Annotated in this window: 14 protein-coding genes and 1 riboswitch; of the genes, 7 read left to right on the top strand and 7 right to left on the bottom strand. The window is 63.2% G+C overall.

Going from position 1 to position 15,273, the window contains the following annotated elements:
- Positions 1-2 precede the first annotated feature (2 nt).
- From LB536_RS03555 to LB536_RS03580, 6 genes are all read left to right on the top strand, one after another.
- A complete protein-coding gene (locus tag LB536_RS03555; RefSeq protein ID WP_140760590.1) occupies positions 3-1,211 on the top strand; it encodes a CpaE family protein in 1,209 nt (402 codons plus the stop codon).
- Positions 1,208-2,629: a CpaF family protein gene (locus tag LB536_RS03560; protein WP_140760592.1), complete on the top strand. Its 1,422-nt coding sequence runs from the start codon at positions 1,208-1,210 to the stop codon at positions 2,627-2,629. Before LB536_RS03555 ends, LB536_RS03560 begins: the two co-directional genes overlap by 4 nt.
- A gap of 5 nt (positions 2,630-2,634) precedes the next feature.
- Positions 2,635-3,600, top strand: coding sequence for a type II secretion system F family protein (locus LB536_RS03565; protein WP_140760595.1), 966 nt, complete (start codon positions 2,635-2,637; stop codon positions 3,598-3,600).
- A gap of 1 nt (position 3,601) precedes the next feature.
- Positions 3,602-4,564: a type II secretion system F family protein gene (locus tag LB536_RS03570; RefSeq protein ID WP_224590140.1), complete on the top strand. Its 963-nt coding sequence runs from the start codon at positions 3,602-3,604 to the stop codon at positions 4,562-4,564.
- 184 nt (positions 4,565-4,748) lie between these two features.
- Positions 4,749-5,222, top strand: coding sequence for a hypothetical protein (locus tag LB536_RS03575; protein ID WP_224590141.1), 474 nt, complete (start codon positions 4,749-4,751; stop codon positions 5,220-5,222).
- 172 nt (positions 5,223-5,394) lie between these two features.
- Positions 5,395-6,570: a GGDEF domain-containing protein gene (locus tag LB536_RS03580; protein WP_224590142.1), complete on the top strand. Its 1,176-nt coding sequence runs from the start codon at positions 5,395-5,397 to the stop codon at positions 6,568-6,570.
- Here the strand turns inward: LB536_RS03580 and gcvP are convergent, their stop codons facing one another.
- Genes gcvP through gcvT form a run of 3 tightly spaced genes read right to left on the bottom strand, consistent with a single transcriptional unit; the run spans position 6,571 to position 10,873 of the window.
- Positions 6,571-9,381, bottom strand: coding sequence for an aminomethyl-transferring glycine dehydrogenase (gcvP, locus tag LB536_RS03585; protein ID WP_224590143.1), 2,811 nt, complete (start codon positions 9,379-9,381; stop codon positions 6,571-6,573).
- Positions 9,382-9,398: 17 nt separating this feature from the next.
- The gene (gene gcvH, locus LB536_RS03590) at positions 9,399-9,767 is read right to left on the bottom strand and encodes a glycine cleavage system protein GcvH (protein WP_140760607.1); all 369 of its coding nucleotides are present in this window, start codon (positions 9,765-9,767) and stop codon (positions 9,399-9,401) included.
- A 5-nt stretch (positions 9,768-9,772) separates the two neighbouring features.
- Positions 9,773-10,873 (bottom strand): glycine cleavage system aminomethyltransferase GcvT, encoded by a 1,101-nt coding sequence (gene gcvT / locus LB536_RS03595; RefSeq protein ID WP_140808714.1) that lies wholly within the window; start codon positions 10,871-10,873, stop codon positions 9,773-9,775.
- Between the two features lie 149 nt (positions 10,874-11,022).
- Positions 11,023-11,109, bottom strand: a riboswitch (glycine riboswitch).
- Positions 11,110-11,361: 252 nt separating this feature from the next.
- Here gcvT and LB536_RS03600 point away from each other — a divergent pair.
- The gene (locus LB536_RS03600) at positions 11,362-12,363 is read left to right on the top strand and encodes a hypothetical protein (RefSeq protein WP_224590144.1); all 1,002 of its coding nucleotides are present in this window, start codon (positions 11,362-11,364) and stop codon (positions 12,361-12,363) included.
- Here the strand turns inward: LB536_RS03600 and LB536_RS03605 are convergent.
- The 4 genes from LB536_RS03605 to LB536_RS03620 all read right to left on the bottom strand — a co-directional run bounded on the left by LB536_RS03605 (position 12,360) and on the right by LB536_RS03620 (position 15,246).
- Positions 12,360-12,797, bottom strand: coding sequence for a GNAT family N-acetyltransferase (locus tag LB536_RS03605; RefSeq protein WP_224590145.1), 438 nt, complete (start codon positions 12,795-12,797; stop codon positions 12,360-12,362). The two genes, LB536_RS03600 and LB536_RS03605, sit on opposite strands and share 4 nt — an antisense overlap.
- The gene (locus LB536_RS03610) at positions 12,797-13,588 is read right to left on the bottom strand and encodes a molybdopterin-binding protein (RefSeq protein WP_224590146.1); all 792 of its coding nucleotides are present in this window, start codon (positions 13,586-13,588) and stop codon (positions 12,797-12,799) included. Before LB536_RS03610 ends, LB536_RS03605 begins: the two co-directional genes overlap by 1 nt.
- Before the next feature lies 1 nt (position 13,589).
- Entirely contained in the window at positions 13,590-14,471 is an 882-nt protein-coding gene (locus LB536_RS03615; RefSeq protein ID WP_140760618.1) for a cytochrome b/b6 domain-containing protein, read from the bottom strand.
- A 97-nt stretch (positions 14,472-14,568) separates the two neighbouring features.
- On the bottom strand, positions 14,569-15,246 hold the full coding sequence (locus LB536_RS03620) for a DUF1345 domain-containing protein (protein ID WP_140808705.1): 678 nt from the start codon (positions 15,244-15,246) through the stop codon (positions 14,569-14,571).
- Positions 15,247-15,273: the final 27 nt, after the last annotated feature.

Consider the following 15,273-nt stretch of genomic DNA (forward strand, 5'->3'; position numbering starts at 1 on the left):
GAATGGCAAACAGCACCAAGAAGATCCTGCTCGTATCGACAGACCGGACCTTCGCGCAGGACACGAAGACGGCCTTTGCCGCCTCCGAGATCATCCAACTGATGACGGTTGAGAAGAACGTCACCGAGCTGCGCGGCGAGGTCCAGGAGGCCGAGTTCGGCGTCGTTATCGTCGATATGGACGCGGCGAAACTGGAGGAAATCGAGTCACTGCAGCGCGTCATGCGCCGGCTCGAGGGCAAGGCACCGGTGGTCGTGGTCACCCAGGAGTTCAACGCCGCCGCCGTGCGCATCCTGGTGCAGCTCAAGGTCGCCGACTTCCTGGTCAAGCCGATCACCACGGCCGACCTCGTGCGTTCGGTCGTGCGAGCGCTGCAGGGGCCCGGGCGCGAGGAAAACACCGAGTCGCAGATCTATACCTTCATGCCCGCCGCCGGCGGCGTCGGCACTACGACGCTGGCGCTGCAAACCGCGTTCCAGCTGCATCATTCGGTGACGCGCGGTGCCTCGACCTGCGTGGTCGACCTCAATTTCCAGCAAGGTGCCTGCGCCGAATATCTCGATCTGGAGCCGCGTTTCGACATCACCGAAATCGAGAACCAGCCCGAACGCCTCGACCGGCAACTGCTCGATGTGATGCTGTCCAAGCACGCCAGCGGACTTTGCGTGCTGGCCGCGCCGACGCGTCCGGCCGAGATGCGCTCGTTCAAGACCGATGTCGTGGTGCGCATGCTGGACCTCGTTTCGGCCTATTTCGACAATGTCGTCATCGACATGCCACGCACCTGGTTTCCGTGGACGGAAACGGTGCTGCTCGGCTCCAACAAGCTCTACATCGTTGCCGAGATGACGGTGCCGTGCCTGCGCCATACGCAACGGCTGATCCAGGCCGTCTACGAGACCGCCGGCAAGGAAGTGAAGCCGAACGTGATCGTCAACCGTTTCGAGCAGAAGATGTTCGACAACGGCATCAAGCAGGCGGACGTCCAGGAAATCCTTGGCGAGCATTTTGTCGGCGGCATCGCCAACAACTACCGGCTGGTGCGCGAGGCGGTCGACCGCGGCGTGCCGCTGCACGAGATCGACGCCAACGCCAATGTCGTCAACGATCTGAAGAAGATCATCCTTCCGGAAGAGGCTGTGGCGACCGCGAGCAAGTCGAAGTCGCTGTTCGGCCTCGGCAAGGGCCTCTTGAAGAGGAAGGCAGGATGACCAGCCGTTTCTCAACCCTGCAGAACCGCGACGCGCGCCCGCAGCGTCCGCCGGAATCAACACCGGTCGCGCATCATGCCGTCGTCATCCCGAGCAGCCGAAAGGCTTTGCCGGCGAAACCGGAAGCAGCACCGGTAAAAAATGCCAACAAGGTGCTCGATGCCCGCGTGCGCATCCACCGGATGCTGCTCGAGGAGATCAACCTGGTCGCGCTGGAGCGCTTGCCCAAGGACGAGATGCGCCGGCAAGTGCATGATTTCGTGTCGGAAAAGACCCGCCAGGAGCGGATGGCGATCAACACCGCCGAACTCGACGCGCTGGTCGACGATATCGTCGACGAGATGGTCGGCCTCGGCCCGCTCGAGCCGCTGCTCAAGGATCCCGACATCAACGATATCCTGATCAACGGTCATCAGAACTGTTTCGTCGAAAAGAAGGGCAAGCTGCAGCAGGTCCATATCCCGTTCAAGGACGAGGCGCATCTGCTCAGGATCGTCAACAAGATCGTGGCCGCCGTCGGCCGCCGCGTCGACGAATCGCAGCCGATGGTCGACGCTCGCATGCTGGACGGCTCGCGCTTCAACGCAGCCATCCGCCCGGTGGCCGTCGACGGTCCGCTGGTGTCGATCCGCAAGTTCTCCAAGAACAAACTTGGCCTGCACAGGCTGGTCGAATTCGGCGCCATCACACAGAACATGGCCGAAGTGCTGGCGGCGGCCGTGCATGCCCGCAAGACGACGATCATTTCGGGCGGCACCGGCACCGGCAAGACGACGATGCTCAACGCGCTGTCGGCCTTCATTCCGGAAGACGAGCGGCTGATCACCATCGAGGACGCGGCGGAGCTTCAATTGCAGCAGCCGCATGTCGCGCGCATGGAGACGCGTCCCGCCAACATCGAAGGCCATGGCGAGCTCAAACAGCGCGATCTGGTCAAGAACGCGCTGCGCATGCGCCCCGACCGGGTCATCCTCGGCGAGTGCCGCGGCGAGGAAGCCTTCGACATGCTGCAGGCGATGAACACCGGCCACGAAGGCTCGATGGCGACCATCCACGCCAACACGCCGCGCGACTGCATTTCGCGCCTCGAGCAGATGCTGGGCATGACCGGCATGCCGATGACGGTGCAGTCGATCCGCAGCCAGATCGCCAGCGCCATCGACATCATCGTCCAGCTGACCCGGCTTTCCGACGGCAAGCGCAAGGTGACCAGCGTCGCCGAGGTGACCGGCATGGAAGGCGACGTCATTCAGATGCAGGAGATATTCCGTTTCGTGCGCACCGGCATGGAGGCGGATGGCAAGATCCTTGGCTACTACGAGGCGACCGGCATACGGCCGCGTTTCCTGGAAGATCTGCGCGCGATGGGCATCGAGTTTCCCGGACGTTATTTCGAACCCGGCCGGCCGCAGGAGTAGCCGGCGTGTTCGACGGGTTCAGCGCGATCTATGTCGTCTATGCCGGGGCCGCTCTGACCGGCATCATGGTCGCCGAGGCGGTCTACCTGCTCTATGCCGGCCGCAGCGACAAGCGCACCGCCATCAACCGGCGTATGAAGCTGCAGGAAAACAAGATCAGCCAGGAACAGGTGCTGATCCAACTGCGCAAGGAGCGCGGCCTCGACGCGGGAACGTCGCTATTTTCACCTGACCGGTTCCGTGCCTTGCGCACGCAGTCGGGCATGGTCATGCCGCTCTCGAAATTCCTGATGATCACCTGCGGCGTGGCGATGGCCGTGGCCCTGTTCGCCATCTCGCGCGGCTTGCCGCTGTTGATGGGGCTCATCCTGTTCGTCATGCTGGTGCCGCTGCTGCCGGTCATGGCGATGCGCTCCATGCGCAAGCGCAGGCTGAAGCGTTTCGGCATGCAGTTGCCGGAGGCGCTAGAACTGATCACGCGGGGCCTCAAGGCCGGTCATCCGGTCCCGGTGGCCATCGCCATGGTGTCGCGCGAGATGCCCGATCCGATCGGCACCGAATTCGGCGTCATCGCCGATGAGGTGACCTATGGCTCCGACCTGGTCTCGGCGCTGAATTCGTTGTTCGACCGGGTCGGCCATGAGGATCTGCCGCTGTTCGTCACCGCCGTGTCGATCCAGACCAGCTCGGGCGGCAATCTGCGCGAAATCCTCGATGGGTTGTCGACGACGATCCGCGAACGCGGCAAGCTGCGCCGCAAGGTGCGCGCCATTTCCACTGAAGGCCGTTTGTCGGCCTACATCTTGACGGCCGTGCCGGCGCTGCTCTTCACAGCCATCATGGCCATGATGCCGGGATATTACAGCGACGTCTGGGGTGTGCCGAAGACATGGTACATGATTGGCGGCTCGGTTACCTGGCTGATGCTGGGCAATCTGATCATGTTCAAGATGTCGAACTTCAGATTCTGACATGCAAAGCGTCATCGAATTCCTCGCCTCGCTCGCGCCGACGTCGCTGATGCCGGTGGCCGTGCTGTTGCTGGCCCTGGGAGCCACCGCGGTCGCCTGGCCGATAGTGGCGGCGAGGGGCGACCGCAACGAGGTCAAGCGCCGGCTCAAGGTCGACCACGGTCCGGTGGTGGCCAAGCCCGAACCGGTGCAGAAGAAGAACAGCGGCGTCGTGCGCGAAAAAGCGGTGAAGAGGGCGCAGGAATTCTATGCCAAGAGCGATCCGGAAAACGTCGCCCGCCTGCGTTTGAAGCTCATCCAGGCCGGTTACATGGAGCCGCGCGCCGTCGGCATGTTCTTCCTCATCCGGTTCACGGCGATGATCGGCACGGCATTCGCCGTCTTCGTGCTCAACCGGTGGATGGCCAGCCCGGACGCGACCATGACCAGCCGGTGGACCTTCATCATCCTGTCGGGCGCTGCCGGCTATTTCCTGCCGGGCCTGGTGCTGACCCAGAAAGTGCGGGAAAAGATGCGCGAATACCGCAACGGCTTCCCCGATTTCATGGACCTGATGATCGTCTGCTCCGACGCCGGAATGAGCATGGAAGCGGGCGTCGAGCGTGTGTCGAAAGAGCTCGCCAGGACCTATCCGTCGCTCAGCCAGAACCTGCAGCTCGTATCGTTGGAGCTTCGGGCGGGGCGCAGCCTCGACGACGCGCTGAAGGCGCTCGCCGATCGCCTCAGCTTGGACGAGGTACGCTCCTTCGCCACGCTCCTGCAGCAGTCGAAGGAACTCGGCACCAGCCTATCGGGTGCGCTCAGGGTGTTTTCCGATGAAATGCGCCACAAGCGCATGTCGCTGGCCGAGGAGAAGGCGCATGCCTTGCCGGCAAAGATGTCCGTGCCGGTCGTGGTCTGCATCCTGCCGGTGGTGCTGATGATCGCCGTCATTCCCATCATCGTCAAAATGACTGGTCACTAGCGGCGTCCGATACTCGCTGGGCGGGCCGCGAAAATGTTGAATGCCCGCAGCCTTCGCCCCAGTGGTTAACGGCCGGTATTTTCGGAACCGAATCTTAGCTGCATTTCGGCACCGAAGCTTAATCGCTGTGCTGTAGTGTCTTTCCCTGAAGAACGACCCGACAAATCGGGCGACGGGGCAGGGCATGCGTCAGATAAAATTTACGGCGGTGGCTACGATGGCAACCGTCCTGATGATCACCGGGTGCACGACGAACACCAACGTCGATACGACCAAGACCACCGCGATCCGGCCGGCGGCCAAGGACGTCGACACATCCGACCTGGCGGAAGGCAAGGCACAGTTTCGCGATGCCAATTATGGCCTTGCCGAACAGCATTTCCGCAAGGCCGTCGAACTGAAGGCCGACAACGCCGAGGCCTGGATGGGGCTCGCCGCTTCCTATGACGAACTCGGCCGCTTCGACTTCGCCGACCGAGCCTATGGCCAGCTTTTGAAAGTCGCCGGCCGCAAACCGCGGATCGTCAACAATATGGGCTATTCGCAATTGTTGCGCGGCAACAAGAAGAAGGCCAGGGCGCTGCTGCTCGAGGCGAAGGCCGGCATGGCCGATCCCACGGTCGTCGACGCCAACCTCGCCCTGCTGAACAAGGGCTGATGCCGTTTGATCCTCGGCCGGCCAGGGATGCGGTTTCGGGACAGGTGGCATCGACGCTTTGTAAACCCTATCCGCAGGTTGGGCGGAGAGATCGCCTGAAAACCATGTCCGAGGGCTGCCGCCGACCTAGAATGCGGCGCAACCGCCGACGCTCGAGAGGCCTCCGCCCGATATGCTGGATTTCAGTTCGCTCCTGCTCGCAGCCGCGCTGTCGGGCATCTGTCTCAGCGCCACGATGTTCGCGATCTGGGCCACCGCGCCGCGGGCAAGGTTCGTGCTGACGGTGGCATGCGGCATTCTCGTGTTGGTCGCGCATGTGATCCTGTTCTGGCGCTACACAAGGGAGCCCGATCCGCTGCTTTGCCAGATCGCGCTGGCGCTGCTCAGCCTGGGTTTTCTGATCATCTGCATTTCGGCCATGCAATATCTCGGTGTGCCGGACCACAGGCGTGCGATTGCGCCGACGCTTGCCGCCATGGCTGTCTGTGCGGCCGTGACCTTCATGGGCCTTGACGGCATCGGTTTCGTGATCACCTACGCGACGGTTACCGCGCTGCTCTCGACGATCGGGGCCATGTTCTGGATCAATGGCAGTCACGATCGCCGCATCCTGCTGGTGGTTTCGTTCCTGAGCGGCACTTGTGCGCTGTCGTTTGCCCTTTGCGGCGTGGTCTTGATGGCCAAAGGGCAGTGGACGCTCGGTGTCGCGCCCGACAATTGGGCCGAGCGCCTCAACTCGGTCGTGGCGGTGGCCTGTATGACCGGCCTCGGCGCGTTGACGCTTTCGCTCCATCATCTGCAGGCGCAGATCGAGCTCAAGGCTGAGACCATGACCGATCCGTTGACCGGACTGATGAACCGTCGGGGCCTGACGTCGCTTTATGGCGAGCGCACCTTCAGCCCGTTCATGGCGATCGTCATGTTCGATCTCGATCACTTCAAGCGGACGAACGACATCTATGGACACCCGGTCGGGGATCAGGTCCTGTGCCGCTTTGCCGCCGTCATCAGGAAATATGCCAGGACCGGGGTCGACGCCTTTCGTTTGGGCGGCGAGGAGTTCGCAATCGTCATGTCGCGCATGACGGACGAGCGGGCCTATGATCTTGCCAGCAAGATCGGTGTTGCTTTCGGTACGGAAGTCGTGCCCACCCCGCTCGGCCACTTGCGCAGCACGGTCAGCGGCGGGATCGGGTTCGGCGAAGCCGACGGCAGCACCCTCGACGAGGTGCTGGCCAGGGCCGACACCATGCTCTATGCCGCCAAACGCGCGGGGCGAAATTGCGTCATCAGTCGCAAGAGGATGGGCAAGGCCGACCCAGTCAAGCCGGCCTTGCGCTCTGCGTAGCTATTCGGCAGCACCCAGATAGTCCGACAGCGGCGGGCAGGAGCAGACCAGGTTGCGGTCTCCCGCGACATTGTCGATGCGCGATACCGGCGGCCAGTACTTTGCCGCTGTGTCGGCGTCGCCGGCGGGATAGGCCGCTTCGAGGCGCGAGTAAGGGTGGGTCCATTGACCGGCCAGCGCCTCGGCTGATGTATGAGGCGCGTTGACCAGCGGATTGTCGGCCAAAGGCCATTCGCCCCTGGCCACTTTCGCCGCCTCGCCGGCAATGGCGATCATCGCCTCGCAAAACCGGTCCAACTCGCGCTTGGGCTCGGACTCGGTCGGTTCGACCATCAGCGTGCCGGCGACCGGGAACGACATGGTCGGCGCGTGGAAACCATAGTCGATCAGGCGCTTGGCGATGTCTTCGACACCGATGCCGGCGCTCTCCTTGAGCACGCGGGTATCGAGGATGCATTCATGGGCGACACGATCGCTCCTGCCCTTGTAAAGTAGCGGGAAGTGCGGGGCGAGCCGCGTCGCCACATAGTTGGCGGACACGATCGCCGTCTCGGTCGCCTGCTTCAGGCCGGAAGCGCCCATCATACGGATGTACATCCAGGTGATCGGCAGGATGGAAGCGCTGCCGAAGGGGGCGGCGGCCACGGCATGCGCCGAGCCTTCGCTGACATGGCCGGGCAAATAGGGCTTCAGATGCGCCTTGACGCCGATCGGACCGACGCCCGGTCCGCCGCCGCCATGCGGGATGCAGAAGGTCTTGTGCAGGTTCATGTGGCAGACGTCGGCGCCGATGTCGCCGGGACGGGCAAGCCCAACCAGGGCGTTGAGGTTGGCGCCGTCGAAATAGACCTGTCCGCCATGCTCATGAATGAGCGCGCAGAGGTGGCGCGCGCCTTCCTCGTAGACGCCATGCGTGGAGGGGTAGGTGAACATCAGCGCCGCGAGATTCCTGGAATGCTCATTGGCCTTGGCGCGCATATCGTCCATGTCGATGTTGCCGTCTTCCAGGCAGCGCACGACCACAACGCTCATGCCGGCCATCGCGGCACTCGCCGGATTGGTGCCATGCGCGGAGGAGGGGATCAGGCAGACAGTGCGATGGCCTTCACCGCGCGAGCGATGATAGGCGCGAATGGCGAGCAGCCCGGCATATTCGCCCTGGCTGCCGGCATTGGGCTGCAAGGTCACGGCGTCGAAGCCGGTGATCTCCGACAGCCAGCCTTCCAGTTCGCCGATCATGGCGCGGTAGCCGGCCGAATGCGCTGCGGGCGCGAATGGATGCAAATTGGCGATTTCCGGCCAACTCACCGGCATCATTTCGGCCGCGGCGTTGAGCTTCATGGTGCAGGATCCCAGCGGGATCATGGCGCGGTCGAGCGCCAGGTCCTTGTCGGCCAGCCGGCGCAGGAAGCGCATCATCTCGGTCTCCGACTTGTTCTCGTGGAAGACCGGCTGGGTCAAAAACTCCTTGCCGCGCGGCTTGCCCGGCACCGTGCTGTCGGCGGCAGAAGCAGCCTTGGCGTCGAACAGGGCCGCGATCGCCTCGAGATCGGCATCGGTCGACGTCTCGTCGAAACTGATCCCGACATGGTCGGCGTCGAGCACACGCAGCAGCCTGCCGGTCTTTTCGGCGGCGGCCGCGATCCGGGTGGCCTTGCCTTTGACCTCCACCGTCACCGTGTCGAAACGGCTGGAGCCGAGCACCGATACACCCGCCCCCTCGAGGCCGCTCGCCAGGCGGTTGGCCAGTGCATGGACGCGCCCGGCGATCGCCTGCAGGCCAACCGGGCCATGCCAGATGGCGTAGGCGGTGGCCATATTGGCAAGCAGCGCCTGCGCCGTGCAGATGTTGGACGTTGCCTTGTCGCGGCGGATATGCTGCTCGCGTGTCTGCAAGGCGAGGCGGTAGCCGGGACGGCCCATGCTGTCGGTCGACTGACCGACCAGGCGGCCGGGCATCAGCCGCGTCAGTCTGTCGGCGACGGCGCAATAGGCGGCGTGCGGGCCGCCAAAGCCCATCGGTACGCCAAAGCGCTGCATCGGGCCGACGGCAATGTCGGCGCCGAGTTTCGCCGGCGCGTCGGTCAGCGTCAGGCCAAGCGGGTCGGCGATGAAGACGACAAGGGCGCCGGTGGCGCGCGCTTTTTCGATCGCCGCCTTGTGGTCGCCATAGACGCCAAAAGTATCCGGCCAGGAGACGAGCAGGGCGGCGGTGTTGTCGTCGATCGCCTCGCCGTCGATCTCGATGCCGAGTGGCTCGGCGCGGGTACGCACCACGTCCAGCGTCTGCGGGTGCGGCGTGCCGGCGAGCGCCACCTTCGTGCGCTTGTCGCGGTGGTGGCGAAGCGCAATGCCGACCGCTTCGGCGACCGCGGTTGCCTCGTCGAGCAATGAAGCCGATGCCACCGGCAGGCCGGTCAGTTCCGTGACCAGCGTCTGGAAGTTGAACAGCATTTCGAGCCGGCCCTGGCTGATCTCGGCCTGGTAAGGTGTGTAAGCGGTGTACCAGGCTGGATTCTCGAACAGATTGCGCTGGATGACCGGCGGCACGTGGACGCCGTGGTAACCGGCGCCGATAAAACTCTTCAGCACGGTATTCCTTGCCATGATCGTCGACAATTCGGCGAGCGCTTCGGCTTCGCTGGCCGGCGCGGGCAGGGCCAGCGGGTGGTCGAGGCGGATCGATCTCGGCACGGCCTGACTGATCAGCGTCTCGACCGAGGGAACACCGAGGACGGCGAGCATGGCTCTGACGTCGGCAAGGCCGGGGCCGATGTGGCGGGCCGAGAAGGGGTAAGGTGCAGCGGTCATGTCAATGCGTCCTGATATCAGCCAATATGGGCTTTGTAGGCGGCCTCATCCATGAGGCTGGCGAGTTGGCTTTCGTCGGCGAGCTTCATCTTCCACAGCCAGCCGGCGCCGGTTGCCGCCGAGTTGACCAGCGAAGGGTCGGATGACAGCGTGCCATTGGCCTCGGTGATCTCGCCGTCGACCGGCGCGTAAACGTCGGAGGCCGCCTTGACGGACTCGACCACGACGGCGGTATCGCCCTTGGCGAGCTTCTTTCCCGTTTCTGGCAGTTCCACGAAGACGAGGTCACCGAGTTGCTCCTGCGCGTAGTTGGTGATGCCGACGGTGGCGACGCCGCCCTCGACGCTGAGCCATTCGTGATCGGCGGTGAAATAGATCTTTGCCATGGGGTCTATCCTTTGCGGTAGCGATGAGGGGTGAAGGGCAGGGAACTGATATCGACGGGGATCTTCGTGCCGCGCACGTCGGCGAAAACCCGTGTTCCGGGCTTGGCCAGCGGGGTGGCGACATAGCCCATGGCGACCGGATGACCGGCCGAGGGGCCGAAGCCGCCCGATGTGACATGGCCGGCAGGGTTGCCGTCGGCATCGAAAAGGGTTGCGCCCGCTCGTACCGGCTGGCGGCCATCGGCCTTCAACCCGACGCGCTTTTGCGCCGGGCCCCGCTCCACGGCGGCGCGCAACGCGTCGGCGCCGATGAAGGTGCCGGAAGCACGGATCTCTTTCGGGATTGCCCACATTAGCGCCGCCGCGGCCGGGTCGATCTCCGGCGAAATGTCCTGACCATGCAGGCAGAGGCCGGCTTCGAGCCGCAGGCTGTCGCGCGCGGCGAGCCCGATCCACAGTACGCGCTCGTCCGAGAGCAGTTTGGCGACGAGTTCTCTTGCATCGGCTTCCGGCAGGCCGATCTCGAAACCGTCCTCGCCGGTGTAGCCGGACCGGCTCATGAACCAGCTTTTTCGCGGCTCGATGCCATGCATGAACAGCAGCGAGCCCGTCTCGAGGCCGGCGCGGGAAAGTGCCGCCCAGGCTTCCGGACCCTGGATCGCCAGGAAGACGCGGTCGAGAGGCTCGACCTTCAAATCGAAATCGGCTGCCAGCGCGCGCAGATGCTTTTCGTCGGCGACGGCATTGCCGGCGTTGGCGACCACCATGAACCTCGTATCGCCGAGCCGGGTGACGATCAGGTCATCCAGAATGCCGCCCGCCTCATTGAGGAAGAAGGTCAGCTTGGATTGCGAGATTTCGAGCGCGCCGGCATCCAAAGGGCAGGCGCGATCGAGCAGCGCGACGGCATCCGGCCCGCTGACCTCGAACAGCTTCATGTGCGAGATGTCGAACAGGCCCGCATGTTCGCGGGTGTGAAGATGCTCCTTCATGACGCCGGCCGGATAGGTCAGCGGCATCGACCAGCCTGCAAAGGCGCCGAAGCGCGCTCCGGCCGCAGTGTGGATATCTTCGAGAGGAAGGTGTCTATCGTCGTCGCCCGTCATGTCGTCTCCAGAGTCGCACGCAATCGGTCGCTGATGGCGACCAGTCCGTGCCCCTCTGTCTGAAGCCTGAGAGACTCGCGCAGCCGGAACTCTGTCAGCGGCGCTTACACCTTCGGCGCGGGGGCAAGCCCCGACTTTCCAGAGTGTCTTTCCCGTCTACGGTTCTTTTGCCTGAGAGATTTCGGGCGATTTCCCCTTCGGCGGCAGCTCTCGCTGCTCTCTCCCGCAAACAGGTAGGACTCAAACCGTGAGCCCTCGACGCGCCATCCATAGCCCGTCGGCGACACCTTGTCACCTCCCAGCGACATCTAAGCGCGTCGCGCTTTAGATCTTTGTGTTGATGCATGTCGTTCTCCCAAAACCGCTGCACACTTTTGGGCGACATGCATTGGCTGACAAGTCTTCGCTAACCACGCCGTTTGGCGGTTTTTCAAGACACTCCTGATATAGCAGGCCGATGTGACGCGTTGGGCGGACGGAGACGACGGATGGGCGAGTTGATCATGAGTGCGCCGGTGGCGGGGCTGACGTCGAAGAACCGCATTGCTTCGGAGGATGTGGCGATGCTGCGCCGCGACGTGTTCGCGGACGGCGTGGTGACCCGGGGCGAAGCCGAGGCCTTGTTCGCGCTCGACCAGACGGCGCGGGACAAGTGCGCGGAATGGGCACCGTTCTTCGTCGAGGCGGTCACCGACTACATCGTCCGCCAGGAAAAGCCCTCGGGCTACATTTCACAGGAAAATGCCGACTGGCTGGTCCGCACGATTTCGCGCGACGGCATGGTCGACAGCCGGACCGAACTCGAATTGCTGGTCCATGTGCTGGAAGAGGCGAAATCCTCCCCGAGCCGGCTTTGCGTCTACGCGCTGGAGCAGGTCGCCAATGCGGTCGTCGACGGCAAGGGACCGCTGATGCTCGGCGGTGCGCTGGTGCCCGGATTGATCGCCAAGGCAGAAGTCGAGCTTCTGCGCCGTATCCTCCATGCCCATGGCGGCGACGGCAACATCGCCATCACCCGGGCCGAGGCCGAGGTGCTGTTCAGGATCAACGAGCGGACAGCCCAGGCCAACAACGATCCGTCCTGGAACGACCTGTTCGTCAAGGCGATCGCCAATTTCGTCATGTGCTCGGCCGGTTACGAGGCGCCTACCCGCGACGTGGCGCTGCGCCAGGAAACCTTCCTCGAACACGCCGATCCGGAAATCGGCGGTTTCTACAGCCGCATGGTCTCCGGCGGCCTTACCGGCATCATCGAGGCCTATCGCTCTCCGGACGACATTGAGGCCGAGTGGGAAGCCAAGAACAGGGCGGCCGAGGCCTTGGCCCGCCGCGCCGAGACGATCGATGCCGGCGAAGCCAAATGGCTGATCGAACATATCGGCGCGGACCGGCCGTTGTACGAGAACGAACGCGCGCTACTGACATTGATCAAGCACGCGTCGCCGGAAATCCATCCGGCCCTCAAACCGCTGCTCGACAGGGTAGCCTAAGCCGCGCCGTCTGCTGCTATCGTTCTGCAAAGAATGATATTGGAATGGCCTTCGGGCCATCCCGCGAGTTCCGCCATGCGCTCGAAGCCGGCTTTTTCATACAGGCCTGGCGCCTGGAAGTCGTGGCTGGAGACCCAGATCTTCTTGACGCCGCGATCCACGGCCTCCGCGACAAAAGCCTCGAGCAACTGCCTTGCATGGCCGCGACCGCGATAACACTCGTCAATCCACATCAATGTGAGCTCGGACGTGCCCGCCCAGGAATAGCCGGCGGCTACTCCGATCGCGTGTCCCGCATCATCGCGGATGACAAAGACCAGCCCTCGGTCGTCGTCGCGGTCCGTTACACGCCGGTTGTCACGATGAAGACGCTCCTCGAGCGAACTCAATTCGACTGGAGACAGGTCGTGCTCGGCCGCAATGCGAGCGTCCATCAAATCCCGCCATACCAGTCGTAGCCATTGTCTTCCCAATAGCCGCCGCGGCCGCCGCCGACATTGGCGAAGCCGTCGACCAGTTCGATCTTGTAGAGATATTTCGGCATCTTGTAGCCGAGCTGGCGCTCGACGCGGACACGCAGCGGCGCGCCGTTCTCGACCGGCAGCGGTTTGCCGTTCACGCCATAGGCAAGGATGGTCTGGGGGTGGCGGGCATCGATCAGGTCGATGGTGCCGTAATATTTGATGTCGCCGGACAGGCTGCGGTCGATCGTGTCGAGGCAGTGGAACATGACATAGCGCGCCTGCGGCTTGACCACCGCCTGGTCGAGCACCAGCGCCAGCGGCGTACCTGTCCATTTGGCGATGCAGCTCCAGCCTTCGACGCAATCGTGGCGGGTGATCTGGGTACGGCTCGGCATGTTCATGAGCTGCTCGCGGGTGAGCGACAACGGCTTTTCGACGAGGCCTGACACCTCCAGACGCCAATCGGCGAAGTTGTTGGTGAGCAGGGCTTTGTATGTGTCGTCATCCGGCGCGGTCACTCCGTTTGGCCGCATAGGCTGACGGATATCGGCCTCGTTGAATTCCGGCGCCAGCGAATTGCCGCCGCCGAGCAACCGTTGTGCCTTGTGGGTCAGGCCATTGGCGTTTTCGAGGAAACTGCGCAAGCCGCCACCGATGCCGAGGCCGCTATCGAAGGCATCGCAGCCCGACAGCATGATGCCGGAAGCGCCGAGGCTGGCGGCGGTGAGGAATTTTCGGCGGCTGATCTCAAATTTCGCCATGTCAGACACTCCTCTCGGACGTTTTGGAGTCATGCACGGGAGGATCGGTGCGGTACCAGCCGGTGATGATCGAGCGCAGTTCGTTGATCGGGCCGGCGGCAAGGATCATCAGGATGTGGACGACGAAGAAGGCGACCAGCAGAACCATGACGCTGAAATGGATGGTGCGTGCGGTCTGCCGGCCGCCGAGCAGATCGTTGAGAAACGGCAGCACCGAATCCATGCTCGGCGACATGGCGAGACCAGTGATGATCATCAGCGGCAAGAGCACGAACAGCACGCCGCCATAAGCCATTTTCTGCAGCGTGTTGTACTCGCGCGTGTGATGGAATTTGAGCCTGGCGTGGTTGGCGATGTCCTGTGGCAAGCGCTTGAGATCATCCAGGCGCGGCGCCAGATCGCGGCGGATGTGGCCGTTGATCAGGCTGGCGACCAGCCAGACGATCAAGGTCGTCGTCAGTATCCAGGCAAAGAAGAAATGGATGACGCGGGCGGTGCCGAGGTCATAGTAGGAGGGAATCGTCGCCCAGGACGGGAAACCGCGCGCCGTCTCGTTGCCTGTCGGACCCGACCAGCCGAGGACACCTGTCGTGTCGAAACGGTGCCCGAAGATTTCGGTATAACCGCGCGGCCCGGCATTGGTATTTTCGGCGCCTATGGCGAAAATGGTGTTGTTGTAGCCGAAGCCGGATTGCTTGCCGATGTAGAGCTGCGGCCGGGCATTGAAGATCTGCAGGCCGGAAAGAAGCATGAAAAACAACGAGATGGCCCAGAGCCAGTGTGTCAGCCGCGTCCAGCGCGACTGGCGATAGATCAATGTTTTCTCTTTTGAAGCGGGGACACCCGGTTCAATTTCGGATTGGCTTCTGGCAACCGATTCCATCTTGTCTGCTCTCCCGGCCTTGCGGCTTGGCCTGCGCGTTCATTGTCCTCCTGATACGTCGCGATCCAAACCGATGTTTCATCGGATCACGGATTTATTACGAACCACCCAGGCTGACGGCAAGATTGACGGCCGCGGCGACGATGACCGTGTTGAAGAAGAACGACAGGACCGAGTGCACAAGCACGACACGACGCATGTGCGTCGTCGAGATGTTGGTGTCGGCGGTCTGCGCCGTCATGCCGATGACGGTCGAGAAGTAGAGGAAATCCCAGCCCTCGGGGCGTTTGTCGCCCGGGAACAGCAAGCCACCGACCGGGATCTTCTTGTTGGTGTCGGTGTCGACCGCGTCGCCGTCCATCCAGTAGACATGGGCATAATGGAGCGCCGCCATGGCATGGATTGTGAACCAGCCGAGCGGGATCGACAGCAGTGCGAAGCCGAGTTCGATCGGGTGACCTCCGTCCTTCCGATTGATCAGCAGGAACAGGGAGATAACGGCAACGCCGACGACAACGAGCGTCACAGCGAAGATGACCAGCACCGGCTGATCGGTGGCGCGTGCATTCTTGCTGAGATATTTGCCGGTGAGTTTGGGCATCTGGCTGACGACAAGAATGACGTAAGCGGCGAAAAATGCGTTGGCGCCGATCGAGTAGGCGAGCGGGGCGTGCAGCAGCAACGCCACGAGCAGCGCAAACGCACCGATACAAGCCGAGACTGCGAACAGCATATGGCGCTGCATCGGATTCTTGACCGGGGTTTCGGCGGCCATGGCGGTCTCCACCTGGATGGCGCTTTG

It is taken from the genome of Mesorhizobium sp. ES1-3 (assembly GCF_020164795.1).
Taxonomy (GTDB): Bacteria; Pseudomonadota; Alphaproteobacteria; order Rhizobiales; family Rhizobiaceae; genus Mesorhizobium.